General features: G+C 67.0%; 25 protein-coding genes and 1 pseudogene. 9 read left to right on the top strand and 17 right to left on the bottom strand.

Going from position 1 to position 25771, the window contains the following annotated elements:
* Positions 1-349: pseudogene (locus D6860_RS22750) on the top strand (aldehyde dehydrogenase (NADP(+))); the annotation flags it as partial.
* Between the two features lie 163 nt (positions 350-512).
* On the opposite strand, the gene D6860_RS22755 reads toward D6860_RS22750, so the two are convergent.
* The gene (locus tag D6860_RS22755; RefSeq protein WP_371683210.1) at positions 513-1256 is read right to left on the bottom strand and encodes a glutathione S-transferase family protein; all 744 of its coding nucleotides are present in this window, start codon (positions 1254-1256) and stop codon (positions 513-515) included.
* Positions 1257-1366: 110 nt separating this feature from the next.
* Between D6860_RS22755 and mscL the strand changes: the two genes are divergently transcribed.
* Both mscL and D6860_RS22765 read left to right on the top strand, forming a co-directional pair.
* Complete coding sequence (gene mscL / locus D6860_RS22760; RefSeq protein ID WP_076623528.1) at positions 1367-1789, top strand: large conductance mechanosensitive channel protein MscL; 423 nt, start codon at positions 1367-1369, stop codon at positions 1787-1789.
* 135 nt (positions 1790-1924) lie between these two features.
* Complete coding sequence (locus tag D6860_RS22765) at positions 1925-2812, top strand: cation diffusion facilitator family transporter (protein ID WP_076623529.1); 888 nt, start codon at positions 1925-1927, stop codon at positions 2810-2812.
* A 39-nt stretch (positions 2813-2851) separates the two neighbouring features.
* Here the strand turns inward: D6860_RS22765 and ald are convergent, their stop codons facing one another.
* A complete protein-coding gene (ald, locus tag D6860_RS22770; RefSeq protein ID WP_076623530.1) occupies positions 2852-3973 on the bottom strand; it encodes an alanine dehydrogenase in 1122 nt (373 codons plus the stop codon).
* A gap of 135 nt (positions 3974-4108) precedes the next feature.
* On the opposite strand from ald, the gene D6860_RS22775 reads away from it, so the two are divergent.
* Together D6860_RS22775 and D6860_RS22780 are read left to right on the top strand one after the other, a co-directional pair.
* A complete protein-coding gene (locus D6860_RS22775) occupies positions 4109-4567 on the top strand; it encodes an Lrp/AsnC family transcriptional regulator (RefSeq protein ID WP_076623531.1) in 459 nt (152 codons plus the stop codon).
* 124 nt (positions 4568-4691) lie between these two features.
* Entirely contained in the window at positions 4692-6272 is a 1581-nt protein-coding gene (locus D6860_RS22780) for a GMC family oxidoreductase (protein ID WP_076623532.1), read from the top strand.
* A 108-nt stretch (positions 6273-6380) separates the two neighbouring features.
* On the opposite strand, the gene ccoS is transcribed toward D6860_RS22780, so the two are convergent.
* The 5 genes from ccoS to D6860_RS22805 all read right to left on the bottom strand — a co-directional run bounded on the left by ccoS (position 6381) and on the right by D6860_RS22805 (position 11603).
* The gene (gene ccoS, locus D6860_RS22785) at positions 6381-6542 is read right to left on the bottom strand and encodes a cbb3-type cytochrome oxidase assembly protein CcoS (protein WP_017469336.1); all 162 of its coding nucleotides are present in this window, start codon (positions 6540-6542) and stop codon (positions 6381-6383) included.
* Between the two features lie 4 nt (positions 6543-6546).
* Positions 6547-8733: a heavy metal translocating P-type ATPase gene (locus D6860_RS22790; protein WP_076623533.1), complete on the bottom strand. Its 2187-nt coding sequence runs from the start codon at positions 8731-8733 to the stop codon at positions 6547-6549.
* Between the two features lie 4 nt (positions 8734-8737).
* Positions 8738-9199 carry a FixH family protein gene (locus tag D6860_RS22795; RefSeq protein ID WP_076623534.1) on the bottom strand — a complete coding sequence of 154 codons (462 nt, stop codon included), beginning with the start codon at positions 9197-9199 and terminating at the stop codon, positions 8738-8740.
* Entirely contained in the window at positions 9199-10632 is a 1434-nt protein-coding gene (gene ccoG / locus D6860_RS22800; RefSeq protein WP_076623535.1) for a cytochrome c oxidase accessory protein CcoG, read from the bottom strand. Before ccoG ends, D6860_RS22795 begins: the two co-directional genes overlap by 1 nt.
* An 83-nt stretch (positions 10633-10715) precedes the next feature.
* On the bottom strand, positions 10716-11603 hold the full coding sequence (locus D6860_RS22805; protein ID WP_076623536.1) for a LysR substrate-binding domain-containing protein: 888 nt from the start codon (positions 11601-11603) through the stop codon (positions 10716-10718).
* A 98-nt stretch (positions 11604-11701) separates the two neighbouring features.
* On the opposite strand from D6860_RS22805, the gene D6860_RS25395 reads away from it, so the two are divergent.
* Complete coding sequence (locus tag D6860_RS25395) at positions 11702-11848, top strand: hypothetical protein (RefSeq protein WP_157895872.1); 147 nt, start codon at positions 11702-11704, stop codon at positions 11846-11848.
* Positions 11849-12083: 235 nt separating this feature from the next.
* Here the strand turns inward: D6860_RS25395 and ccoP are convergent, their stop codons facing one another.
* Genes ccoP through ccoN form a run of 4 tightly spaced genes read right to left on the bottom strand, consistent with a single transcriptional unit; the run spans position 12084 to position 15550 of the window.
* Entirely contained in the window at positions 12084-12971 is an 888-nt protein-coding gene (gene ccoP / locus D6860_RS22810; protein ID WP_017469788.1) for a cytochrome-c oxidase, cbb3-type subunit III, read from the bottom strand.
* An 11-nt stretch (positions 12972-12982) separates the two neighbouring features.
* On the bottom strand, positions 12983-13183 hold the full coding sequence (locus D6860_RS22815) for a cbb3-type cytochrome c oxidase subunit 3 (RefSeq protein ID WP_076623537.1): 201 nt from the start codon (positions 13181-13183) through the stop codon (positions 12983-12985).
* 10 nt (positions 13184-13193) lie between these two features.
* Positions 13194-13922 (bottom strand): cytochrome-c oxidase, cbb3-type subunit II, encoded by a 729-nt coding sequence (ccoO, locus tag D6860_RS22820; RefSeq protein WP_076623538.1) that lies wholly within the window; start codon positions 13920-13922, stop codon positions 13194-13196.
* A 14-nt stretch (positions 13923-13936) separates the two neighbouring features.
* The gene (ccoN, locus tag D6860_RS22825; RefSeq protein ID WP_076623539.1) at positions 13937-15550 is read right to left on the bottom strand and encodes a cytochrome-c oxidase, cbb3-type subunit I; all 1614 of its coding nucleotides are present in this window, start codon (positions 15548-15550) and stop codon (positions 13937-13939) included.
* 203 nt (positions 15551-15753) lie between these two features.
* On the opposite strand from ccoN, the gene D6860_RS22830 reads away from it, so the two are divergent.
* A complete protein-coding gene (locus D6860_RS22830) occupies positions 15754-16593 on the top strand; it encodes a universal stress protein (protein WP_076623540.1) in 840 nt (279 codons plus the stop codon).
* Positions 16594-16647: 54 nt separating this feature from the next.
* On the opposite strand, the gene D6860_RS22835 is transcribed toward D6860_RS22830, so the two are convergent.
* A complete protein-coding gene (locus D6860_RS22835; RefSeq protein WP_017469103.1) occupies positions 16648-17085 on the bottom strand; it encodes a MarR family transcriptional regulator in 438 nt (145 codons plus the stop codon).
* A 70-nt stretch (positions 17086-17155) separates the two neighbouring features.
* Here D6860_RS22835 and D6860_RS22840 point away from each other — a divergent pair, with 70 nt between their 5' ends.
* Complete coding sequence (locus tag D6860_RS22840; protein ID WP_076623541.1) at positions 17156-17503, top strand: DUF1428 domain-containing protein; 348 nt, start codon at positions 17156-17158, stop codon at positions 17501-17503.
* A 72-nt stretch (positions 17504-17575) separates the two neighbouring features.
* Here the strand turns inward: D6860_RS22840 and fnrL are convergent, their stop codons facing one another.
* Positions 17576-18322 carry a transcriptional regulator FnrL gene (gene fnrL / locus D6860_RS22845; protein ID WP_076623542.1) on the bottom strand — a complete coding sequence of 249 codons (747 nt, stop codon included), beginning with the start codon at positions 18320-18322 and terminating at the stop codon, positions 17576-17578.
* An 86-nt stretch (positions 18323-18408) separates the two neighbouring features.
* On the opposite strand from fnrL, the gene hemN reads away from it, so the two are divergent.
* On the top strand, positions 18409-19764 hold the full coding sequence (gene hemN / locus D6860_RS22850; protein ID WP_017466928.1) for an oxygen-independent coproporphyrinogen III oxidase: 1356 nt from the start codon (positions 18409-18411) through the stop codon (positions 19762-19764).
* 111 nt (positions 19765-19875) lie between these two features.
* Here the strand turns inward: hemN and D6860_RS22855 are convergent, their stop codons facing one another.
* Genes D6860_RS22855 through D6860_RS22870 form a run of 4 tightly spaced genes read right to left on the bottom strand, consistent with a single transcriptional unit; the run spans position 19876 to position 25665 of the window.
* A complete protein-coding gene (locus tag D6860_RS22855; protein ID WP_017466929.1) occupies positions 19876-21468 on the bottom strand; it encodes an ABC transporter ATP-binding protein in 1593 nt (530 codons plus the stop codon).
* Complete coding sequence (locus tag D6860_RS22860; protein ID WP_017466930.1) at positions 21465-22685, bottom strand: ABC transporter permease; 1221 nt, start codon at positions 22683-22685, stop codon at positions 21465-21467. The genes D6860_RS22855 and D6860_RS22860 overlap by 4 nt, the downstream gene beginning before the upstream one ends.
* A 1-nt stretch (position 22686) precedes the next feature.
* Complete coding sequence (locus D6860_RS22865) at positions 22687-23769, bottom strand: microcin C ABC transporter permease YejB (RefSeq protein WP_076623543.1); 1083 nt, start codon at positions 23767-23769, stop codon at positions 22687-22689.
* 6 nt (positions 23770-23775) lie between these two features.
* Positions 23776-25665 carry an extracellular solute-binding protein gene (locus tag D6860_RS22870; protein ID WP_128549315.1) on the bottom strand — a complete coding sequence of 630 codons (1890 nt, stop codon included), beginning with the start codon at positions 25663-25665 and terminating at the stop codon, positions 23776-23778.
* Positions 25666-25771 lie beyond the last annotated feature (106 nt).

Genomic DNA, 25771 nt, shown 5'->3' on the forward strand with positions numbered 1-25771 from the left:
GGTCTTCGGACCGCTGGGGCTCGTGGTGCGGGTCGCGGGCGCCGACGACATGGAGCGCCTGGCGCGCGGCTTCGAGGGCCAGCTGACGGTGACGCTGCACATGGACGAGGGCGACACGGCGCAGGCGCAGCGGCTGATGCCGGTGCTCGAGCGCAAGGCCGGCCGGATCCTCGTCAACGGCTTCCCCACCGGCGTCGAGGTCTGCGACTCCATGGTCCACGGCGGCCCGTTCCCGGCCTCGACCAACTTCGGCGCGACATCCGTCGGCACGCTGGCCATCCGCCGCTTCCTGCGCCCGGTCTGCTACCAGAACATGCCCGACGCGCTGCTGCCCGAAGATCTCGGGTGAGCGATGGCCGGGCCTCGGGCCCGGTCCTTTTCCGCCGCGCGGGTCGCGCGGCGGCGCGGGAGGGGGCGCTGCCCCCTCTTGGCGCGTGCCGCGCCAATTCACCCCCGAGGGTATTTGGAAAGAGAAGAAGCCGGGGCGTGGTACCTCGGTGCGCGGCTTGGGGTCAGGCGGTCGGCGGGATCTCGAGGCCGGTCCGCACCGCGGGGCGCTCGAGGAAGCGCTCGAGGTAGGCGACGCAGTTGGGGTGGTCGTGCCATCCCGTGACCTCGCGGGCGCCGTAGAAGTCGAGGGCGCGCAGCCAGGGCGCCAACGCCATGTCGGCGACGGAGTAGCTGCCGGCGATCCAGTCGCGACCGTCGAGCGCGGTCTCGACCACGCCGAGCAGGCGCCTGGCCTCGTTGATGTAGCGGTTGCGGGGGCGCGGGTCCTCGATCTCGGCGCCGCCCAGCTTGTAGAAGAACCCGAGCTGGCCGAACATCGGGCCCGTCCCGCCCATCTGGAACATCAGCCATTGCTGGATCTCGTGGCGCTCGCGCGCGGTCTCGCCTAGGAAGCGGCCGGACTTCTCGGCGAGGTAGAGCAGGATCGCGCCGCTTTCGAAAAGGCCGAAGGGCGTGCCGTCGGGGCCGTCGGGGTCGATGATCGCGGGGATCTTGCCGTTGGGGTTGAGCGAGGTGAAGGCCGCGCTTTTCACGTATTCGTCGCCGAGCGGCACGGTGTGGGCCTCGTAGGGCAGGGCCATCTCCTCGAGCGCGATGGCCGCCTTCACGCCGTTCGGCGTGGGATAGGAATAAAGCTGGATGCGGTCGGGATGGGCCGCAGGCCAGCGGGCAGTGATCGGGAATTGCGACAGGTCGGTCACGTTTCTTTCTCCGGATATGGTGGTGTCGGGCCCGCGATCGGCCATCTTGCCCGTTCCATCGGCGCCCGGCTTGTGGAACACATGAGAGCAAGCTGTGGCGTTCGCCGATCCGGTCAATCGCCGCGGTCGGGCGCAGCGGGAGAGGGAACGCAGACGTGATCAACGAATTCCGGGACTTCATCGCCAAGGGCAATGTCATGGACATGGCCGTGGGCATCATCGTGGGTGCGGCCTTTACCGGGATCGTGCAGTCGCTGGTGGGCGACATCCTCAACCCGATCATCGCGCTGTTTACCGGTGGCATCGACTTCTCGGGATGGTTCTACGCGCTCGACGGCGGCGACTACGTCTCGATCGACGCGGCGAAGGAGGCGGGGGCGCCGGTCTTCGCGGTGGGGCGCTTCCTGATGGCGGTGATCAACTTCTTCATCATCGCCTTCGTGGTCTTCGTTCTGGTGAAGATGGTGAACCGGGTGAAGGCGGCGGCAGAGAAGCCCGACGAGGTTGCCCCCGAGGTGAAGACCGGGCCCTCGCAGCTCGACATCCTCATCGAGATCCGCGACGCCCTCAGGAAGTGACGCCCCGCCGCCCGTGCCGGGCTTTCGCCGGAGCGGGAGGCGGGCTTGCGCCTCCGGCGATGCCGGCTCGGTTGCGCGGCGGGGGAGGCTTCGCTATCAGGCCCGCAGACGCGCAGAGGGTGCGCAGGGGATGCCATGAGCAAAGCCATGAAAATCGCCTACGGCAGCGTGCTGGTGGGCCTCGCGGTGCTCGCGATCAAGGCGTTGGCCTGGTGGTTGACGGGCTCCGTCGCGCTGCTGTCGGACGCGCTGGAAAGCATCGTCAACGTGGCCACGGCGCTGGCGGCGCTGATCGCGCTGCGGATCGCGCAGCAGCCGCCCGACGCCGACCATCCCTTCGGCCACCACAAGGCGGAGTATTTCAGTGCGGTGCTCGAGGGCGCCCTGATCGTCATCGCGGCCGTTCTCATCCTGCACGAGGCCTGGGGGGCCTTTCGCGATCCGCGTGTGATCGAGGCACCTTGGACGGGGCTCGCGATCAACCTTGGGGCGGGGGTGCTCAACGGCATCTGGTGCTGGGTGCTGCTGCGCGAGGGGCGGGCGCTGCGCTCGCCGGCGCTTTTGGCCGATGGCAAGCACCTGCTCACGGACGTGGTGTCCTCGATCGGGGTGACCGTGGGCGTGGTGCTGGCGGTGCTCACCGGATGGTACTGGCTCGACCCGGCGCTCGCCGCGCTGGTGGCGGTCAACATCCTCTGGTCGGGCTGGCAGGTGATGCGCGGCTCGGTCGGCGGGCTCATGGACGAGGCCGCTCCCGACGACGAGGTCGAACAGATGCGGGTGCTGATCTCGGACAACGCCGAGGGCGCGGTCGAGGCGCACGACCTGCGGTCGCGGCGCGCGGGGCGGGTGCTCTTCGTCGAGTTCCACCTGGTGGTTCCGGGCGACATGAGCGTGGATTCGGCGCATGACATCTGCGACCGGATCGAGGGGGCGTTGCATCATGCCTTCGAGGGCAGCCGCGTGACGATCCACGTCGAGCCAGAGCACAAGGCCAAGCACAGCGGCATCGTCGTTCTCTGAGCGATGCGGCGGCGGGCGGGCCCGCCACCGCCAGCCGGTTCAGCCGTTTTTCAGCGCCTCTTCGGGGGTGATCGCGTCGCGTCCGAGCGCCTCGCCCACCGCGAGGTTGGTCAGCCGTCCGGCGTGCACGTTGAGCCCGGCCCGCAGGTGCGGATCCTCCGCGCAGGCCGTCCGCCAGCCCTTGTCGGCCAGTGCGAGGATGAACGGCAGCGTGGCGTTGCCGAGCGCGATGGTCGAGGTGCGCGGCACGGCGCCGGGCATGTTTGCGACGCAGTAGTGCTGGATGCCGTCGACCTCGTAGACGGGGTCGTCATGGGTGGTCGCGTGCGAGGTCTCGAAGCAGCCGCCCTGGTCGATGGCCACGTCCACGAGCACGGCGCCGGGCTTCATGTCGGCGAGCATCGCGCGGCTGACGAGCTTGGGCGCGGCGGCACCGGGGATCAGCACCGCGCCGATCACCATGTCAGCCTCGGCCAGCAGTTCGGCCAGCGCACCCTCGGTGCTGTAGCGGTTGCGGAAGGTCGTGCCGAAGACGTCGTCGAGGTAGCGCAGGCGCGGCAGGGAACGGTCGAGCACAGTGACCTCGGCGCCCATTCCGGCCGCGATGCGGGCCGCGTGGGTGCCGACGTTGCCGCCGCCGACCACGACCACGTTGGCCGGCCCGACGCCGGGCACGCCGCCCATCAGCACGCCGCGACCGCCGTTGGCCTTCTGCAGCGCCCAGGCGCCCATCTGCGGTGCGAGCCTGCCTGCGACCTCGGACATCGGCGCCAGCAGCGGAAGGCCGCCGCGCGCGTCGGTGACCGTCTCGTAGGCGATGCAGGTCGCGCCCGAACGCAGCAGGTCCTCGGTCTGGCCGGGATCGGGGGCGAGGTGCAGGTAGGTGAAGAGCAGCTGGCCCTCGCGCAGCATCGCGCGCTCCGCCGGCTGCGGCTCCTTCACCTTGACGATCATCTCCGCCTCGGCAAAGACCTCTTCCGCACCCGGCACGATCCGGGCGCCGGCGGCGGTGTAGTCCGCATCCTCGAAGCCGGCGCCAAGCCCGGCGCCGCTCTGGATCAGCACGTCGTGACCCTGTGCCACGGCTTCGCGCGCAGCGTTGGGCGTGAGACCGACCCGGAATTCCTGCGCTTTGACTTCCGTGGGGCAACCGATTTGCATGAGCCTATCCTCCCGTCTGTTTTCACGGTAATCGTCGCATGCGCCGCTTGCAATTTCCGCGCGGATTTGGTGCGTTGCGCGGCATCTCATGCGCAGGACCTTCGACAAATGCCCGCTTCGACGAAAGAATCCACCATGGAACCGGACGAGATCGACCGCCGCATCCTGCGCGTCCTGCAGAAGCAGGGGCGGATGTCTAACGCCGAGTTGTCGGAACAGGTAAACCTGTCGCCCTCGGCCTGTCACCGGCGGGTGCAGCGGCTCGAGGCCGAGGGGTTCATCCGTGGCTACGTCGCGCTGCTCGATGCGCGCCGGATGAACATGCCCACCACCGTCTTCGTCGAGATCACCCTGAGCGCGCAGGCCGACGAGGTGCTCGAGGCCTTCGAAAAGGCCGTGGCGCTGGTGCCGGACGTGCTCGAATGCCACCTCATGGCGGGCAACGCCGACTACATCCTCAAGGTCGTCGCCGAGGATACCGAGGATTTCGCGCGCATCCACCGCCAGTATCTCACCCGGTTGCCGGGGGTGGCGCAGATGCAGTCGAGCTTTGCCCTGCGCACCGTCTTCAAGACCACCGCGCTGCCGGTCTGAACTGCCCCGGCACACCCGTTCTGCGCCGTGCTGTCGCGGCGTAAAGGGTCCGCTTGCGCCGGTTTCAAATGTCTGACATATCAAATGTCAGACATTTGAAATCGGGTTGCCGGAGGGGGGAGTCATGTCCTGGGATCACGTCATCATCGGTGCGGGCAGCGCGGGCTGCGTGCTGGCCAAGCGGCTGGCCGAGGGAGGCCGCCGCGTGCTGCTGCTCGAGGCCGGCGGGCGCGACACCTACCACTGGATCCATGTGCCCATGGGGTATCTCTACTGCATCGACAACCCGCGGACCGACTGGTGCTACCGCACCGCGCCCGACGCGGGGCTCAACGGCCGCTCGCTGATCTACCCGCGCGGCAAGGTGCTGGGCGGATGCTCCTCGATCAACGGCATGCTCTACCTGCGCGGGCAGGCGGCGGATTACGACGGCTGGAGGCAGATGGGCCTCGCCGGCTGGGGCTGGGACGACGTGCTGCCGTATTTCCGGAAGTCCGAGGATTTCGTCGAGGGCGAAAGCGAACACCATGGCGCGGGCGGCGAGTGGCGGGTCGAGAACCAGCGCCTGCACTGGCCGGTGCTCGACGACTGGCGCGATGCCGCCGCCGAGGCCGGCATCCCCAAGGTCGATGACTTCAACACCGGCGACAACGAGGGCGTCAGCTACTTCCGGGTCAACCAGCGCAACGGCTGGCGGATGAACACCGCAAAGGCCTTCCTGCGCACCACCGACAGCGAGAACCTGCGCGTCGAGACCCACGCGCATGTGCTGGGCCTGATCTTCGAGGGCCGCAAGGTTGTCGGCGTGCGCTACGAGCAGGGCGGGCAGACCCGCGAGGCCCGCTCGGGCGGCGATGTCATCCTGTCGGCGGGCGCGGTGAACTCGCCGCATCTGCTCCAGCTGTCGGGCATCGGCCCGGCAGAGATCCTGCGCGAGCAGGGCATCGAGGTGGCGCATGACGCGCCCGGTGTCGGCGGCAACCTGCAGGACCACCTGCAACTGCGCTGCTCGTGGCGGCTCACCGGCGCGAAAACGCTGAACCAGCTCGCCAACTCGCTGCTGGGGAAGATGGCGATCGGGCTGGAATACGTGGCGCGGCGCTCGGGCCCGATGTCGATGGCGCCCTCGCAGCTCGGCGCCTTCGCCAAGTCGCGCGAGGGGCTCGAGACCGCGGACGTGGAATTCCACGTGCAACCGCTGTCGCTCGACGCCTTCGGCTCGCCGCTGCACAAGTATCCGGCCATCACCGCGAGTGTCTGCAACCTGCGCCCGGAAAGCCGCGGCACCGTGCGCCTTGCCTCGAACGACCCGAAAGAGGCCCCGGTGATCGCGCCGAACTACCTCTCGACGGAAGGCGACCGGCGCGTGGCGGTGGACAGCATCAAGCTTTCGCGCCGGGTCATGGCGCAGCAGGCGATGGCGAAATACGCGCCCGAAGAGATCAAGCCGGGCCCGGCGTATCAGAGCGACGAGGAGCTCGCGCAGGCGGCCGGTGACGTCGGCACGACGATCTTCCACCCGGTCGGCACGGTCCGCATGGGCGCCGACGACGCGGCGCCGCTCGACGCGGAACTCCGGATGCGCGGCATCGGCGGCCTGCGGGTGGTGGATGCAAGCGTGATGCCGCGGATCGTCAGCGGCAACACCAACTCGCCCACGATCATGATCGCCGAAAAGGCCGCCGACATGATCCTCCGCGCCTGAGGCGTCCGCAACCGGACACCCTCCGCCCTTCTTCTCTTTCCAAATACCCTCGGGGGGAGCCGAAGGCGGGGGGCAGAGCCCCCTCACACCCTCGCGGCCAGCCGCGCCTCAGTCCTGCTTCGGCGCGTCGTCGTACTGCCCCGAGAGAATGCGCTGCGCGTTGCCCTCGGGATCGTCGTATTGCTTCGTCTTCACCGTCAGGATGAAGAACACCAGTCCCATACCGCCGAGAAACAGCGAGATCGGGATCAGGTAGAGCAGGATATTCATCGGATCACCTCAGTCTCAGCGCGTTCAGCGAAACGGTAATCGACGAGGCCGACATGGCCAATGCGGCGATCAGCGGCGAGCACAATCCCGCGATGGCGAGCGGCACGGCGATGACGTTGTACCACGTCGCGATACCGAAGTTCTCGCGGATGCGCTTCGTTGCGCGGCGCGCGGTGGCGATGGCCTCCGGCAGCGGTGCGAGCGCGTTGCCCAGAAGCACGATGTCCGACGCGACCCGCGCCGCGTCGAGCGCCGAGGCGGGCGAGATCGACACATGCGCTGCCGCCAGCGCGGCGGTATCGTTGAGCCCGTCGCCGACCATCAGCACCTTTGCACCATCGTCGGACAGGGCCCTGATCCGTGTCGCCTTGTCCTGCGGCAGCGCCTCGGCGATCCATTGCGGAATGGCCAGCCGCCGCGCCAGCGCCTCGACCGCCGCCGTGGTGTCGCCCGACATCAGGATCACCCGCTTGCCGGCTTCGACGAGACCGCGCACGGCCTCTTCAGCGCCGTCGCGCAGGCTGTCGGTGAAGGTGAACGCCTGCGCCGGGCCGTCGCCGACCTGCAGCCAGGCCGACGTCAGCTCGGACTGGCCGCCGCCGGTCCAGGCGGCACGGCCCAGCCGCACGGTGCGGTCGCGCCACCTGCCTTGCGTGCCATGGCCGGGCACCTCGGTGATGTCCTCGACCTCGGCGCGCGCGAGGCCGGCCTCGCGCAGCGCGGCGGTCAGCGCCACCGAGAGCGGGTGCGCCGAGCCCTCGGCAAGCGCCAGCGCGATCTGCAGGTCGGCACGGGTGAAATCGTCGATGTTGGTGACCTGCGGCGTGCCCGAGGTGAGCGTGCCGGTCTTGTCGAAGACCACGGTGTCGACCTCGGCGAGCCGTTCGAGCGCGGTCGCGTCCTTGATCAGCAGGCCCTTCCGGAACAGCCGCCCCGAGGCGGCGGTGGTCACCGCCGGCACCGCGAGGCCGAGCGCGCAGGGGCAGGTGATGATGAGCACGGCCGCCGCGATGTTCAGCGCGACGCGGAAGTCGGCGGTGTAGAGAAACCAGCCGATGAAGGCGAGCGCCGACAGGATGTGGACGCCGGGCGCGTAGAGCTTCGCGGCCTTGTCGGCGAGCGGTGTGTAGTTGGCGCGGCCCGATTCCGCCACGGCCACGAGATCGGCCATGCGATGCAGCGAGGTCTCACGGCCGACGGCGGTGGCGCGGACCACGAGCGGCCCGGTCAGGTTGACCTCGCCGGCGCTCACGCGGGTGCCGGGGGCGGCGTAGACGGGCAGCGTCTCGCCGGTCAGCAGCGAGCGGTCGAGTTCGGAGTGTCCTTCGGTGATCTCGCCATCGACCGGCATCCGGCCGCCGGGGCGAACACGGAGCAGGTCGCCGACGGCAAGTTCCGCGACCGAGACCTGCTCTTCGCCCTCGGCGGTCAGGCGCCAGGCGCGCGGCACCTCGAGCGCGGCCAGTTCCTCGGCGGCCGAGCGCGCGATGGAACGGGTGCGATGGTCGAGGTAGCGCCCGGTCAGCAGGAAGAAGGTCAGCGCGATGGCGGCATCGAAATAGGCGTGTTCGCCCGACAGCGCGGTTTCCCACAGCGAGGTCACGACCGCGAGCAGGATCGCGAGCGAGATCGGCACGTCCATGTTGAGCCGCCCGGCCTTGAGCGCCGACCAGGCGTTGCGGAAGAAGATCTGCCCCGAGAAGGCGATGGTCGGCAGGGTGATCGCCGCCGAGATCCAGTGGAACATGTCGCGGGTCGGCCCCTCGGCGCCGGACCAGACCGAGATCGACAGCAGCATGACGTTCATCATGGCGAAGCCCGCCACGGCGAGCCGCATCAGCAGGTCGCGGCCCGCCTTGTCGGTCTGCGTGGCCGACAGCGCGCCGGTGTCGAGCTCATGCGCCTCGTAGCCCGCGCCGGTGACCACCGGGATCAGATCCGCCGCCGTGAGGCCGGCGTCGGCCTCGATGCTCACCCGCTTCATGGTCAGGTTCACCCGCGCGGACTGCACGCCGGGCGTGCCGGCCAGCGCCTCTTCCACCGCGCGGATGCAGTTCGCGCAGTGGATGGTGGGCAGCGAGAGCACGACGGTGCTGTCGGTGGGCTCCTGCGCCGCGGCCAGTGCCTCGGCGGCGGGGGCGGCGGAGCAGGCGGGGCAGGCCGAGGCCGGCGGACGCAGGGCGGCGGTCATCGGGTCATCCCTTGACGTAGAGTTCCAGGCGCTGCTGGAACGTCGTGCCGTCGAAGGCCTCGGCCTCGAGCCAGATGTTCCAGTAACCGGGGGCGAGATCGTCGGCGGCAAGATAGGCGCGCCCGTCGAACCGGAAATCCGGTGTGCGGTCGTCGCGCACGGTGGTGGTGCGCCCGACCTTGGCGGTCAGCATCTTCGGCTGGACAGGGTAGCCCTTGGCGTCGGTGATCGCGAGCACGAGGCGCTCGCCGTCGTGGCTGGCCTCCACCGTCCAGCCAAGCGCCTCCTGCGCCTCGCGGCGGTCGTCGAAGGTCTGGCTTGCGATGTATGAGTTGTCGACCTCGAGCCCGGGGAAGGTGGCGACGGCGTTCCACGCCAGCGCGACGTTCACCCCGATGATGACGCCGAAGGCGCCGACGAAGATGGCCAGGACGTGCCAGCCGGTGAGCTTGAATTCGCGTGTCATCAGTTGTCCCGTCCGTTGAAGACCGTTTCCTTTTCGGCGCTGTCGCCGGTCGTGGTGTCCTCGAGCCGCAGCGTGAAGTCGGTGCGCTCGGCCTGCGCCTCGGGGGTGCCGCCGGGGGCGGTCACGTAGACGCGTTGAAGATACGTTTCGTTGGCCGGCACGTCGACGACAAGGTCGTCTTCGCCTTCGAGCGAGATCAGCAGTGCCGGGTTGTCGGTGATCGACAGCGCGTAGGGCCGGTCCTCGCCGTGCTTGTTGCGCAGCCGCACGTCGTAGGTGTTGCGGATCGAACCGTCGGAGAGCACCACGAAGGTGGGGTTACGCACCGGCGCCACGGTCATCTCGACCTCGGGGCGCAGGAACAGGGCGACGAGCAGGCCGACGCCCACCAGCGACCACAGCGCCGTGTAGAGGATCACGCGCGGGCGGAAGACGTGCTTCCAGACCGGACGGGGCGCGTGGCCCTCGCGTTCGCGGGTCTCGTCGGACAGTGCGAGGTAGTCGATCAGCCCGCGCGGCTTGCCGATCTTGTCCATGACATCGTCACAGGCGTCGATGCAGAGCGCGCAGGTGATGCAGGCCATCTGCTGGCCGTCACGGATGTCGATGCCGGTGGGGCAGACGTTGACGCAGGCGCGGCAGTCGATGCAGTCGCCGAGGTTCTCGGCACCGGGGCCCTTGCGGTGCTTGCCACGCGGCTCGCCGCGCCATTCGCGGTAGCCGACCGTCAGCGTGTCCTCGTCCATCATTGCCGCCTGGATCCGCGGCCACGGGCAGGCGTAGATGCAGATCTGTTCGCGTGCGAAGCCGCCGAAGGCAAAGGTCGTGCCGGTCAGCACGAGGATGGTGGTATAGGCCACCGGGTGCGCCTGCCCGGTCACGAGGTTGACCAGCAGGGTCGGGGCGTCGGTGAAGTAGAACACCCAGGCGCCGCCGGTGAACAGCGCGATCAGGAACCACGCCACCCACTTGGTGATCCGCAGGCGGATCTTGCGGGCGTCGAGCTTCTTCTGGCGGTGCAGGCGGAGGCGGGCGTTGCGGTCGCCCTCGATCCAGCGCTCGACGAGGATGAAGAGATCGGTCCAGACGGTCTGCGGGCAGGCATAACCGCACCAGACCCGTCCGAGCGCCGAGGTGAAGAGGAACAGCCCGAGCCCCGCCATCACGAGCAGGCCAGCGACGAAGTAGAACTCGTGCGGCCAGATCTCGATCCAGAAGAAGAAGAACCGGCGGTCGGCAAGGTCGAGCAGCACCGCCTGGTCGGGCAGGGCCGGCCCGCGATCCCAGCGCAGCCACGGCGTGATGTAGTAGATGCCCAGCATGACCGCCATCAGCACCCACTTGAGATTGCGGAATTTCCCGCTCACGCGGCGCGGAAAGATCGGCTCGCGCGCTTCATAGAGGGAAGGGGCGGAAGGTTGGGTATCGGCCACGGGGAATCGCTCCGGTCTCGGTTTGCCTGTTTGGGCTCCTTTTCGCGCCGCGGCCGGGTCGGAACCTTGACCTGCATCAATAATTACATCCCCGATGAAGCTTTTGCCGCCTCCCGCCGAAGCCATGAAACGAAGTGTCGCAGGGGCGGACGCATCACGCCGGGCCGGGTCACGAGGTAGTAGCCTTTCTTGCGGCGGTCCTCGAACAGCAGCCGCACCCGGCCGGCTGCGATGTCGGGTTCGACGAAGAGCCTCGCGGTGATCGCCACGCCCTGACCCTGCCGCGCGGCCTCGATCATCAGGTTGCCCGGCATCGCGGTCAGTCCGTGCTTGCGGTCCTGGCTGACACCATGTTCGGCGAACCACTCGGTCGCCTCGTTGGTCCCGAGTTCCTGCAGCCACGGGAAAGGCCGCAGGTCGGCGGGCGAGCGGATCTCGTGCTCTCCGACAAGCGTGGTCGCGGCGACCACGACGATCGGCGACTCCACGAGCAGGGCGCTCTCGACCCCCGTCCAGTCGCCGTTGCCGTAGCGGATCGCCACGTCGAGCCCGCCGGGTTCGAGCTGTCGCACCGCCGCCGAGGGATCGAGCGTCAGGCTCACGTCGGGGTGGCGTGCGCGAAAGCTCGGAAGCCGTGGCATGAGCCATGTCGCGGCGAAGCCCGGCGTGGCCGAGATTTCGAGCGGACGGTCGGCATCGCGCCCGGTCAGCTCGTCGGTCATGTGGAGGATCGTGCCGAAACCCTCGGCCAGCGACGCCGCCAGCCGCTCGCCCTCGGGTGTGAGGCGCATCCGGCGGCCGCTCCGGTCGAGCAGGCTCACGCCCAGCCATGTCTCGAGGTTGCGGATCTGCTGGCTGATCGCCGCGTGGCTCACGTTGAGCGCCTGCCCGGCCTCGGCCACCGAGCCGCGATCGGCATAGGCGGCAAAGGCGCGCAGCGCCGAGAGGGGAGGGAGTGCGGACCAATCCATGTCAGGTGAGCTTACATGTCGTCAGATTTCCTGACTCGCAGGAAAGGGGCCCGAAAGCGATATTGCAAGGGCAGAAGCGAACAGGAAGGAGATGACCCATGCTCGGTATCTACGCGAAAACTTTCATGACGGCGAGCCTTATGGAAAACACCCCCGCGCGCCGCGAGCGTCCCGTGGTGCCCGAGACCCGGATCGCCGGCACCCGCCGCAGGCCTGCCGGGCAGAAGTCGGAGCGGCGCGACTGACGCCGGTGCCGGGTTTCGCCGCGTCCCCGAGCGAAAGATGCATGTTCCGTGATGTTTGGAGCGGTGCGGGCTTGATCGGCGTGCGCGGCGGCTCATATGCTGGCGCACCCTCATGTGATCCGGCTTTGGCCGGCACAGACAAAAAGACGCCGGTGCCCCTGGAAACGCGCGAACAGGATGGGGCACCGGCGCCGGCCTCCGGGCCTTGCGGCCCGAAGGTGTCTCTTGCGAGGGCTTACTCTTCCGAGGCTTCGCCCCCGCCCAGCCCGTGGACGTAGGTGACCACGGCGCGGATCTCGGCTTCGCTCAACTCGGCGCCGCCCATCGGGGGCATGACCCCGTAACGGGCGTTGTAGACGGTCTCGTGCAGCGTGTCGTAGTCGCCGCCGTAGAGCCAGATCGCGTCGGTCAGGTTCGGCGCGCCCTGGAAGCGGTCACCGGTACCGTCGGCGCCGTGGCAGGCCGAGCAGTTGAAGTCGAAGACCTCGGCCCCCGCCTCGGCCATGTCCGGCGACGGCGGTGTCTGCCCCGAGAGGCTCATCACGTAGTTCACGACCTGCTCGATCTCCTCGTTGCTGAGCAGACCGTCACGACCGAAGGCCGGCATCTGCGAGAAGCGGGCGTCGGGATCGTCCTCGTTCCGGATGCCGTGCGACACCGTGTAGTGGATGTCCTCCATCGTGCCGCCCCACAGCCAGTTGTCGTCGAGCAGGTTGGGGTAGCCCTTGGCCCCCGCGGCGCCCGAGCCGTGGCATTGCGCGCACCAGGTGCGGAAGACCGCGGCGCCGGCGTTGTTGGCATAGGTGCCGAGCTCGGGGTCGTCGTTGATCGCGGTCAGCTCCACCGAGGCGAGCTGCTCGTTGATCGGCGCGAGGTCGGCCTCGTGCTGCTGGATGGCCTCTTCCACGTTGCCGCGGGTGGACCAGCCGAGCAGGCCGGCGGTGGCGGTCTTCACGCCCGGCCACGCCGGGTAGGCGATCGAGTAGCCGATGCCCCAGACGATGCAGGCGTAGAAGATCATCAGCCACCACTTGGGCAGGGGCTTGTTGTATTCCTCGATTCCGTCCCAGGAGTGGCCCGTGGTCTCGTATTCTTGGTGGTCGTTTTTCTTGTCGTCACTCATGTCCCGTGTCCTCAGTGCCTTGCCCGGTGGTCCGAAGCGGCCGTGGCGGGTTTGTCCTCGTTGCGGAAGAGGACGTTGGCGGCATCCGCGTGCTTCTTGCGGCTGCCCGGGCGCAGGGCCCAGACGATCACGCCGACGAAGAAGACGAACATGGCCAGCAGACCCCAGCTGTCCGCGAAATGCCGAAGGGCGTTATAGGTTTCGTGTCCCATCGGTCCCTCCTCAGCGGCTCGCGTCGGGCTCGAAGGTCGAGAAGTCGACCAGCGTTCCCAGCATCTGCAGGTAGGCGATCAGGGCGTCCATCTCGGTGATGCCCGGCGCGCCGTCGAAGTTGCTCACAGTCACGTCCTCGCCGTAGCGCTCGAGCAGACCGTCCCAGTCGCTGTCGGGATCGGCCTGGACCATGAAGTCCTGCATGCCGTTCTCGATCATCTCGTCGGTGTAGGGCACGCCGACGAAGCGGTGGGTGCGCATCAGGTCCTCGATGTGCTCGCCCTCGATCAGGCTGGCCGAGAGGAACCCGTATTTCGGCATCACCGATTCAGGCACCACCGACTGCGGATCGGTCAGGTGATCGACGTGCCACGCGTCCGAGTAGCGTCCGCCGACGCGGGCGAGGTCGGGCCCCGTCCGCTTCGAGCCCCACTGGAACGGGTGGTCGTACTGCGATTCAGCCGCAAGGCTGTAGTGGCCGTAGCGTTCGACCTCGTCCCGCATGGGGCGGATCATCTGGCTGTGGCAGACGTAGCAGCCCTCGCGGATGTAGATGTCGCGCCCCGCCAGCTCGAGCGGCGTGTAGGGGCGCATGCCTTCGACTTCCTCGATGGTGTTTTCGAGGTAGAAGAGCGGCACGATCTGCACCAGGCCACCGATGGTCACCACGATGAACGAGAAGATCGCCAGCAGCGTGATGTTCTTCTCGAGGATCCCGTGTTTGTCGAGAATTCCCATGATCTCGGCCCTCCTTATTCGGCCGGGGTGGCATGAGCCGCGGCGGCATCGGCTTCGACAGCCGGGCTCCGTTTCACGGTCATCCAGAGGTTGTAGCACATGATGATCGCGCCGGTGATGTAGAGGCCACCGCCAAGGGCGCGGACCACGTACATCGGGAACTTGGCGGACACGGTGTCGGCGAAGCTGTTGACCAGGAAGCCGTTGGCGTCGACTTCACGCCACATCAGGCCTTCCATGATACCGGTCACCCACATCGAGGCGGCGTAGAGCACGATGCCGATGGTGGCGAGCCAGAAGTGCCAGCTGACGAGCGACAGCGAGTACAGCCGTTCGCGGTTCCACAGGCGCGGGGTCAGGAAGTAGAGCGCGCCGAAGGTGATCATGCCGTTCCAGCCAAGCGCGCCGGAGTGGACGTGACCGATGGTCCAGTCGGTGTAGTGCGACAGCGAGTTGACCGCGCGGATCGACATCATCGGGCCTTCGAAGGTGGACATGCCGTAGAAGCCCACGGAGATCACCAGCATCCGCATGATGGGGTCGGTGCGCAGCTTGTCCCAAGCGCCGCTGAGGGTCATCAGGCCGTTGATCATGCCGCCCCAGGAGGGCATCCACAGCACGATCGAGAACACCATGCCGAGAGTCGATGCCCAGTCGGGCAGGGCGGTGTAATGCAGGTGGTGCGGACCGGCCCAGATGTAGATGAAGATCAGCGCCCAGAAGTGCACGATCGACAGCTTGTAGGAGAACACCGGACGCTCGGCCTGCTTCGGCACGAAGTAGTACATCATGCCCAGGAAGCCTGCGGTCAGGAAGAAGCCCACGGCGTTGTGGCCGTACCACCACTGGGTCATGGCGTCCTGCACGCCCGAGAACACCTGCACCGACTTGGAGCCCCAGATCGAGACGGGAATGCTCAGGTTGTTGAACACGTGCAGCATCGCGACGGTGATGATGAAGCTCAGGTAGAACCAGTTGGCCACGTAGATGTGCGGCTCCTTGCGCTTCACGATCGTGCCGACGAAGACGGCGAGGTAGGCGAGCCAGACGATGGTGAGCCACAGGTCGACGTACCACTCGGGCTCGGCGTATTCCTTGGACTGGGTGCCGCCGAGGACGTAGCCGGTTGCGGCCAGGACGATGAACAGGTTGTAGCCCCAGAAGACGAACCATGCCGTGTTGCCGCCCCAGAGCCGCGCCGCACTGGTCCGCTGCACCACGTAGAACGAGGTGGCGATCAGCGCGTTGCCACCGAAGGCGAAGATCACCGCCGAGGTGTGCAGCGGCCGCAGGCGACCGAAGTTCATGTAGCCCTGCGCCCAGTCGAAGTTCAGCGCCGGAAAGGCGAGCTGGGCGGCGATGAAGGTGCCGGCGGCGAAGCCCACGACGCCCCAGAAGGCGGTGGCAATGACGCCGTAGCGAACCACGCCGTCCATGTACGAGGTTTCGAGCACCCGGGCGGGCACGGGTTCGTCGGTGCGGCGCAGGGTCCACAGGAAAAGCCCTGCCGCCACCAGGAAGATGATGATGGCATGGACCATGTAAGCCACGTCTCGTGCGTAGTTGGCCGCGATCAGCGCGAAGACCGCGACCACACCCAGCACGAGGAGCTTGATGTAATTGAGCATTGTTCGTCCCTTCGTCTGACTCGCACGATTCGGATGCCGCACGAGCGGTTTTAGACTGTCCGGTTAATGCGGATTCCGATCCGGTCGCTCCTTGATCTGTATCAAGGCTTTCCCTTCCGGCGATTGAGCATGGTCAAAGTGTGTCCATTCGCGCAGGCGTAGAGTGGGCACGTAAGCCGGAGAAATCTGAGGAGACGAAAGACATGGGCTACAAGACGATACTGACGGTCGTGACGGATGACGCGCTGGCCCAGTCGACGGTCGAACACGCAGCCGCGGTTGCGGCGGGCTGGGATGCGCACCTCGATGTGCTGTGCTTCGGCGTCGACCGGACACAGACCGGCTACTACTACGCCGGTGCCAACGCGATGGTCCTGCAAGAGACCATCACCCGCGCCACGGCGGATGCCGAAGCGCTTGCCGTCAAGGTGCGCGGCCTGCTCGCCCGGACCGACGCCCGCTGGGCGGTCGAGGAGGGCGTGGCCCAGCTTGCCGACATCGGACGCCACGTGGCCAGCCGTGCCCGCTTCGCGGATCTCGTGGTGCTGCCGAAGCCCTATGGCAAGGACCATGGCGTCGAGCTGGAACCGGTGACCGAGGGGGCGCTCTTCGAGGGACAGACCCCGGTGCTGGTGGTCCCGGACAAGGTGAGCCCGGTGGCGAAGCCGTCACGGGTCGTGATCGGCTGGAACGAGAGCAACGAGGCGTTGCGCTCAGTGCGGGCTGCGATGCCGCTGCTTCAGTCCGCCGACAACGTGCACGTGGTGGTCATCGATCCGCCGCAGCACGGGCCGAACCGCTCGGACCCCGGCGGCGCGCTGTCGCAATATCTCGCGCGGCACGGCGTGAAGCCCGAGATCGACGTGCTGTCGAAGACCATGCCGCGGGTGTCGGACGTGCTCTGCCGCCACGTGCAGGACCTCGATGCCGATCTCGTGGTGATGGGGGCCTACGGCCATTCGCGCTTCCGCGAGGCGATCCTTGGCGGTGCCACCCGGAACATGCTCGAAAACGCCGAGGTGCCGGTGCTGCTGGCGCACTGAGCCTGCCGGAAGAGGGACAGATGGAGGGGGCGGCGCCTGCAGGGGCGCCGCCCTTCATCGTATCGCGTCGATCATCGCCTTCAGCGTGGCGGGATCGGCGTCGAGGTCGGCATCAAGCGCGTCATGTGCCGCCCGCCAGGCCGGGAGGGCCTGCTTGAGCAGCCCGCGCCCCTCCTCGGTAAGCGACAGCCGCCGTGTGCGCTTGTCGGCGGGGTCCGCCGCGGTGACGACCAGCCCGCGCCGCTCGAGCACCTTGAGGGCGGCTGTCAGCGTCGTGCGGTCTAGGGCGAGGAAAGGTGCAAGATCCGAGATTCGTGGCGGCTCGGGTCGGTTCAAGGACATCAGGATCGAGAACTGGCCGTTGGTGAGACCGTAGGGCTTGAGCGCCGCGTCGAACCGGCGCGCAAGCGCCCGCGCTGCCCGCTGCACCGACAGGCAAAGGCAACGGTCCCGCACATTCAGGGTGGTTTCGATCGGAAGGTCTGGGTCCATCACGTCAATAATGTTGATATCAACCTAGTATCGTGTCTATCCTCTTGAGATGCAACAGGAGGTATGCATCATGACCTATGTATCCGGCTTTCTGGCCGCCGTGCCCGAAGAGAACAAGTCCGCCTATCTCGAAAGCGCCCGCAAGAGCTGGCCTTTGTTCCGCGACTACGGCGCCACCGAAATGCGTGAATGCTGGGAGGACCTGGTGCCCGACGGCGAGGTGACGTCCTTTCCGATGGCGGTGAAGCGGCAGGACGGGGAAAAGGTCGTCTTCTCGTGGATCCTCTGGCCGGACAGGGAAAGCGCCGAGCGCTGCTGGCAGTCGATGGAGACAGACCCGCGCTGGAAGGAAATGGAGATGCCCTTCGACGGAAAGCGCATGATGTGGGGCAGCTTCGAGACCCTGTTCAAGGTCTGAAGGGGCAGGGGAGCGGACCGGGCAGGGATCGTTCCCTGCCGGGGGTCCGGGTGCCGGCGCCCTGAGGGGATCTCAGGCGAAGACCCCGCCGTCGGCATCGTCGCCGGCTTCTTCCAGCAGGCGGGTCATGTCCGGCACGGTGACGTGGCGCTTGCCCTCGAGAGAGATCACGCCGTCCTTGCGCAGCGCCGAGATCTGCCGGCTGACCGTCTCGAGCGTGAGACCGAGATAGTCCGCCATCGCCTCGCGCGTCAGCGGCAGGTCGAAGACCAGCGTGCCGGTGGTGACGCGCATGTTGATCGAGGCATCGCGGCGCGCGATGATCGACAGCAGCGATGCGATCTTTTCGCGCGCGGTCTTGCGCCCGAGCACCAGCATCCACTCGCGCGCCGCGTCGAGTTCGTCGAGGGTCATCTCAAGAAGGCGCTGGGCGATGTGCGGCGTCTCGCGCATCATCTCCTCGAACGGGCTTTTGCGGAAGCAGCACATCACCAGGTCGGTCGTCGCCACCACGTCGTAGGCGGCACTGCTGCGGCCGGGGCGGCCGACGAAATCGCTGGGCAGAAGCAGGCCGACCATCTGGGTGCGCCCGTCTTCCATGGTCTGCGTCAGGGTGGCGATTCCCGACACCACCGAGCCCACGAAATCCATTCGGTCACCGGACCAGATCACGGTCTGGCCGGCCTCGAACTTGCGGTAGTACTTGATCTCTTCCAGCCGTTCGAGCTCGTCGCTCTCGCAGCGCGCGCAGACAGCCCTATGACGGATCGGGCATTCCTCGCAGTGGGGTGACAAAGAAAGGCTGCGGTCGTTCAGCATGGCGGTCACAGTCCTGTTATCGGGCCATTCGGTCGGCTTGATCTGGGTCAAGGTTCGGCCCCTCGCGCAACTCTAAGTGTAAGCGCATGACCACGCGAACACAACTCTCGCGCCTTGGACTTTTCGATGCCAAAGTCCCGCGCTACACCAGTTATCCCACGGCGCCGCATTTCTCGGATGCGGTGAGTCCGGGCGATTTCGCCTCGTGGATCGAGGCGGTGCCGGAAAATGGCACGGTTTCGCTCTATCTGCACGTGCCGTTCTGTCGCAGGCTCTGCTGGTTCTGTGCGTGCCGGACGCAGGGCACCGCGACCCTGTCTCCCGTGGCCGCCTACGTCGAGACGCTCAAGGCCGAGCTTGAAATGCTCAAGGCGCATCTGCCGCGCGGGATCAGGCTGTCGCGTCTGCACTGGGGCGGAGGCACGCCGACGCTGTTGTCGCCGGAGATGATGCGCGACCTGATCGGCAAGGTGCAGGAGGTCGCGGATTTCGCCGATCACTACGAGTTCTCGGTCGAGATAGATCCGAACGAGATCGACGGCGAGCGACTCGACGTGCTGGCCGAAGGCGGGATGAACCGCGCCTCGATCGGCGTGCAGGATTTCGACGCGCAGATCCAGGAGACCATCGGCCGGCCGCAGGGTTACGAGCTGACCCGGCAGGCGGTCGAAATGATCCGCGCGCGGGGGGTGGCGAGCCTGAACGCCGACATCCTCTACGGTCTGCCGCACCAGAGCCGCGCCCGGATCACCGAGACCGTGCAGAAGCTGTTGTCCTTCGCGCCGGACCGCGTTGCGCTCTACGGCTATGCGCATGTGCCGTGGATGGCGAAGCGGCAACAGATGATCCCCTCGGACGCGCTGCCGACGCCCTCGGAGCGGCTCGATCTCTTCGAGACCGCGCGCAGGCTCTTCGTGTGGGACGGCTACGCCGAGATCGGTATCGACCACTTCGCGGCGCCCGACGACGGGCTGGCAATCGCCCAGAAGACCGGCAAGCTGCGCCGCAACTTCCAGGGCTACACCGACGACACCTCCGAGGTGCTGATCGGTCTGGGGGCGTCGTCGATCTCGAGGTTTCCGCAGGGCTACGCGCAGAACGCCCCGGCAACCTCGGCCTACACGGCCGCGGTGCGCGAGGGACGTTTCGCAACCTCACGTGGCCATGCCTTTCAGGGCGAGGACAAGCTGCGCGCCCGGATGATCGAGATGCTGATGTGCAATTTCCGGATCGACTCCGCCGAGCTGACGGCGCGCTACGGGGCCGATGCGGACGCGCTGTCGGCGATGTTCCGGCGCGCGAACGAGGCCTTCGACGACATGCTCGAGATCACCGAGGAGGGGCTGTTCATCCCACCGGAGGCACGACCGCTGACCCGGATGATCGCGCGCAGCTTCGATGCCTACGATCTGTCGAAGGCCGGACACAGCTCCGCAATCTGATCCAAAGAATTTTCGTCCGAAAATTCTTCCTCCCGCGCGATTGCCATCGCGCGGGTAAAAATCTTCGGACGAAGATTTTTGTCCGCCCCGCCCAGCCTTACCCGTCCAGCCTTACCCGGCGAGGTCGAAGGCTGCGGCAAAAAGCTTGCGGGTGTAGTCGGTTTCGGGGCGGGCAAAGACCTGCTCGGCCTCGCCCATCTCGACCACGTCGCCCTGTTTCATAACGATGATCTTGTGGCTCATCGCCCGCACGACCTTGAGGTCGTGGCTGATGAACAGGTAGGCGAGATCGTATTTCCGCTGCAGCTCGCGGAGCAGGTTCACGATCTGCACCTGCACCGTCATGTCGAGCGCCGAGGTCGGCTCGTCCAGCACCACCAGCCGAGGCCGCAGCACCATGGCCCGCGCGATGGCGATGCGCTGGCGCTGGCCGCCCGAGAACTCGTGCGGGTAGCGGTGCATCGTGGCCGGGTCCATGCCGACCTCGCGCATGACCTCTTCCACCGCCTGCCGCGCCGGCTTGCCGTCCGGCGAGCCATGCACGCCGAGACCCTCGGCGATGATCTGCTCGCAGGTCATGCGCGGGCTCAGCGAGCCGAACGGGTCCTGGAAGACGATCTGGATTTCCGAGCGCAGCTTGCGCAGCCGCCGTGTCGACCAGCCCCGCACATCCTCGCCGCGATAGGTGATGCCGCCCTCGGACTGGATGAGCCGCATCATCGCCAGCGCCAGCGTCGTCTTGCCCGAGCCGCTCTCGCCCACGACTCCCACTGTCTCGCCTGCGCGGACCGAGAAGCTCGCGTCGTTCACCGCCTTCACGTGGCCGACGGTCTTTTTCATGAAACCCTTCTGGATCGGGAACCAGATCTTGAGATGGTCGGCGCGGGCGACTTCCTCCGATTGCGGCGCTACCGGGTCCGGGGTGCCGGTGCTCTCGGCCGAGATCAGCATCCTGGTGTAGTCGTGCTGCGGGTTGCCGAAGATCTCCTCGGTGCGGCCCTGCTCGACGATCTCGCCGTTCTTCATCACGCAGACCCGGTCGGCGAAGCGCCGCACGATGTTCAGGTCGTGGGTGATGAACAGCATGCTCATGTGCTCGGCCTGCTTGAGCTCGGCCAGAAGCTCGAGGATCTGCGCCTGGATGGTCACGTCGAGCGCCGTGGTCGGCTCGTCGGCGATCAGCAGGTCGGGCCCGTTGGCAAGGGCCATGGCGATCATCACCCGCTGCCGCTGGCCACCGGACAGCTGGTGCGGATAGGCCGAGAGTCGGCTTTCCGGGTCGCGGATGCCGACCTTGTCGAGCAGGTCGAGAATGCGCGCCCGCGCCTTGTCCCCGGTCAGCCCCTGGTGCAGCGCGAGGCTTTCGCCGAGCTGCTTTTCCAGCGTGTGGAGCGGGTTGAGCGAGGTCATCGGCTCCTGGAAGATGAAGCTGATGTCGTTGCCGCGCACTTCCCGCAGGAGCTTGCCGGGGGCGCCGATCATCTCGCGGTCCTTGTAGAGCACCGAGCCCTCGACCCGCGCCGCGTCGCCTAGGAGCGACACGGTCGACAGCGCGGTGACCGACTTGCCCGAGCCGGATTCGCCCACCAGCGCCAGCGTCTCGCCCTTTTGCAGGTCGAAGGACACGCCCTTGACCGCGCGGCTTTCGACACCGTCCTGGCGGAAGGTGACGGCGAGGTCGCGAACCTGCAGAAGCGTGCTCATGAGAAGGTCTTTCTGGGGTCGAAGGCATCGCGCACGCCTTCGAAGATGAAGACGAGAAGCGACAGCATCAGCGCGAAGACGGTGAAGGCGGTGAAGCCCAGCCATGGCGCCTGGAGGTTCTGCTTGGCCTGCAGGGTCAGCTCGCCCAGCGACGGCGCCGAGGACGGCAGGCCGAAGCCGAGGAAGTCGAGCCCCGCCAGCGTCGAGATCGTGCCGGTGACGATGAACGGCAGCATGGTCAGCGTGGCGACCATGGCGTTGGGCAGCATGTGGCGGAACATGATGGTCATGTTCGACACGCCGAGCGCCTTTGCCGCACGCACGTATTCCAGGTTGCGGGCGCGCAGGAACTCGGCCCGCACCACGCCCACCAGCGCGGTCCAGCCGAAGAGCACGGTGAGGATCACCAGCAGCCAGAAACTTCGCCCGAGGATCGCGAAGAGGATGATGATGACGTAGAGCGACGGCGTTGCCGACCAGATCTCGATCACCCGCTGGAAGATGAGGTCGAGCCAGCCGCCGAAGTAACCCTGCAGCGCGCCGGCGACGATGCCGATGAGCGAGGCGCAGACCGTGACGATCAGGGTGAACAGGATCGACAGGCGGAAGCCGTAGATCACCCTGGCTGCCACGTCGCGCTTGGTGTCGTCGGTGCCAAGCCAGTTCTGGCCGTTCGGGGGGAGGGGGGCCGCGCCGGGCCGGTCGACGGGCGTGTTGAAGCTGTAGGGAATGGGCGGCCAGATGGTCCAGCCCTTCTGGAAGTCGCCCTCCTGCATCGTGCCTTCGTCGACCTGCTGCATCAGCCCCTCGGGGTCGTCGAAACAGGCATCCAGCCCGCCGGTGCGGATCAGGCACTGCACCTCGGGGTCGCGGTAGGCGGCCTCGGTGCGGAAGTCGCCGCCAAAGGCCGTCTCGGGGTAGAACTGGAAGATCGGCATCCGCAGCTCGCCGCGGTAGCTCACGAGGATCGGCTTGTCGTTGGCGATGAACTCGGCGAACAGCGACAGGGTGAAGAGGATCAGGAAGATCACCAGCGACCAGAAGGCGCGGCCGTTCTTTCGGAAGTTGCGCCAGCGCCGCTTGTTCAACGGCGAGAGCGCGAAACGGCCCGGCTTCGGTTGCGGCTCGACGGCGACGCCGGGCTCGGGCTGGGGGCGCAGGCCGCCGCCCATCTCGTAGCCGTCGTCGCGGCGCGCGGGATCGGTCTCGTAGCTCACGTCAGCCCTCCCGCTTCTCGAAGTCGATGCGCGGATCGACCAGAACGTAGGTGAGGTCCGAGATGATGCCGACCACGAGGCCGATCAGGCCGAAGATGAAGAGCGTGCCGAAGATCACCGGGTAATCGCGCGCCACCGCGGCCTCGAAGCCGAGCCGGCCCAGCCCGTCGAGCGAGAAGATCGTTTCGATGATCAGGCTGCCCGAGAAGAACACGCCGATGAACACCGCCGGGAAGCCCGCGATGACGATCAGCATGGCGTTGCGGAAGACGTGCCCGTAGAGCACGCGCCGCTCGGTCAGGCCCTTGGCGCGGGCGGTGATGACGTAGTGCTTCTTGATTTCGTCGAGGAAGCTGTTCTTGGTCAGCAGCGTCAGGGTGGCGAAGGCGGCGATGGTCGAGGCCAGCACCGGCAGCGCGATGTGCCAGAAGTAGTCGGCGATCTTCATCGGCCAGCTGAGAGCCTCCCAGTTGTCCGAGGTCAGACCCCGCAGCGGGAAGATCTGCCAGTAGGAGCCGCCGGCGAAGAGCACCAGCAGCAGGATCGCGAAAAGGAAGCCCGGGATGGCATAGGCCACGATGATGGCGCCGGAGGTCCAGGTGTCGAAGGAGGTGCCGTCTTTCACCGCCTTGCGGATGCCCAGCGGGATCGAGATGACATAGGCGATGAGCGTGGACCAGAGCCCCAGCGAGATCGACACCGGCATCTTCTCGAGCACGAGGTCGATCACGCTGATCGAGCGGAAGTAGCTCTCGCCGAAATCGAGCCGCATGTAGTTCCAGAGCATGGTGAAGAACCGCTCGAGGGGCGGCTTGTCGAAGCCGAATTCCTTTTCCAGCTCGGCGATGAAATCCGGCGGCAGGCCGCGCGCGCCGGCGTATTCATCCGATCCACCGCCGCCAGAGGCGACCTCGCCTCCGCCGCCGGCGAAGCCCTCGAAGACATCGCCCTGGCCTTCGACCTGGGCGATGATCTGCTCGATGGGGCCGCCGGGCACGAATTGCACGAGCGTGAAGTTGATGATCATGATCCCCAGCAGCGTGGGGATGATGAGCAGGAGTCGTCTTAGGATATAGGCGCCCATATGGGGTTACAGCGCTCCCTCGGCGCGCAGCTCGGCGGCCTTTTCCTCGTCCCACCACCACAGCGACATCACACCCAGCCCGTAGGGCGGCGGCGTGTCGGCGTAGGGGCGGTCATATACGTCGAGATAGGCGATGTTGTGCACGCCCTTGTACCACTGCGGCACCCAGATGTGCATCGCCCGCAGCACCCGGTCGAGCGCGTGAACGGCGGTGGTCAGTTCCTCGCGGCTCTCGGCGTCGGCGATGGCGCGGATCAGCTGGTCGACGCCTTCGTTCGACACGCCCGCGATATTGGCCGAGCCCGGCACGTCGGCGGTTTCAGATCCGAAGACCGAACGCAGCTCGTCGCCCGGGGTCTGGCTCATGGCGAAACGCTGGGTGACCACGTCGTATTCGAAATTCTTCTCGCGTTCCTGAGCCTCGGCGGCGTCGACGCGGTTGGCGTTGGCCTCGATCCCGAGCCGCTTCAGGTTCTCGATGTAGGGGTTGATGATCCGCTCGAACGAGGGGCTGTCGTTCAGCACCTCGACGGTCAGCCGTTGGCCGTCCTTGTAGCGAAAGCCGTCGTCCCCGACCTCCCAGCCAGCCTCGGACAGCAGCCGCCCGGCCTGCCGCAGGGTGCGGCGGTCGGCGAGATCGTCGGCGCTGGCCACGTGCGGGGTAAAGGCCTCTTCGGTGAAGACCGTCTCGGGGATGTATTCGCGGATGGGCTCGAGCAGCTCGAGCTCGGCCTCCGACGGCATGCCGGTGGCCTGCAACGTCGCGGAGTTCTCCCAGAAGCTGTCGGTGCGTTCGTAGAGGCCGTAGAACAGGCTTTCGTTCGACCACTCGAAGTTGAAGGCCATGCCGATGGCCTCGCGCACCCGCGGATCCTGGAACTTGTCGCGGCGCAGGTTGAAGAAGAAGCCCTGCGTGCCGGCGGGGCGCCCGTCGGGCAGGGTCTCGACCTCCACCGTGCCTTCCTGCACGGCGGGAAACTCGTAGCCGGTGGCCCAGATTTTCGACTGGAATTCCTCGCGGTACGTATAGGCGCCGCCCTTGAACGCTTCGAAGGCGGTCGTGTAATCGGCGAAATACTCCACGCGCAGAACGTCGAAATTGTTCTGCCCGCGGTTCACCGGCAGATCCCTGGCCCAGTCGTCGTCGCGGCGCTTGTAGGCGACCGAGCGGCCGGGCTCGACCGACAGCAGCTCGTAGGCACCCGATCCCATCGGCGGCTCGAGGCTGCTTTCGGCGAAATCGCGGTCCTCGTAGTAGGCCTTGGAGAAGATCGGCAGGCCGCCGGCGGTCATCAGGAGCTCGCGCAGCGGGCCGTCGGGGTTGAAGGTGAACTTCACCCGGTGCTCGTCGAGCGCCTCGGCTTCGAGGATGTCCTTGAACTGCACCCGGAAGCTCGGCAGGCCGTCCTCTACGAGGATGTTGAAGGAGAACACCACGTCTTCGGCCGTGACCGGCGTGCCGTCCCGGAACCGGGCCTCGGGGCGCATGTTGAAGACGATCCACTCGCGGTTCTCGGGGTACTCGACGCTTTCGGCGACAAGCCCGTACATCGCGTCGGGTTCGTCGAGCGTGCCGGTCAGCAGGCTGTCGTAGAACACCGAGGACATCGCCGCCGCGTTGCCCTTGAGGATGTAGGGGGTGAGGCTGTCGAAGGTGCCGAAGGCCCAAGTCGACATCTCCCCGCCCTTGGGCGCGTCGACGTTGACGTAGTCGAAATGGTCGAAGTCGGCCGGGTACTTGAGCTCGCCGAAGGACGAGACGCCGTGCGCCGTGATGATGTCGCTGTCGTCCTGCGCAAGGGCGGGGGCCGCAAAGGCAAGTCCGAGCGCGAGGATCGTTGATCCGATGAGGCGGGCGGGTCGGGTGGTGGCGGCGCGCGGCGTCGTCCGGATCATGTGCTCTCCCCTGTCTGGCGGCGGATGTCTCGCCGGTAGACGTAAGCTAGGCGCGCGCGGCGGCCATGTTCAAGCGGTCATTGCTAGAGAATACGTGAACAGCGCG

The organism is Salipiger sp. D13 (assembly GCF_003703915.1).
Taxonomy (GTDB): domain Bacteria; phylum Pseudomonadota; class Alphaproteobacteria; order Rhodobacterales; family Rhodobacteraceae; genus Salipiger; species Salipiger profundus.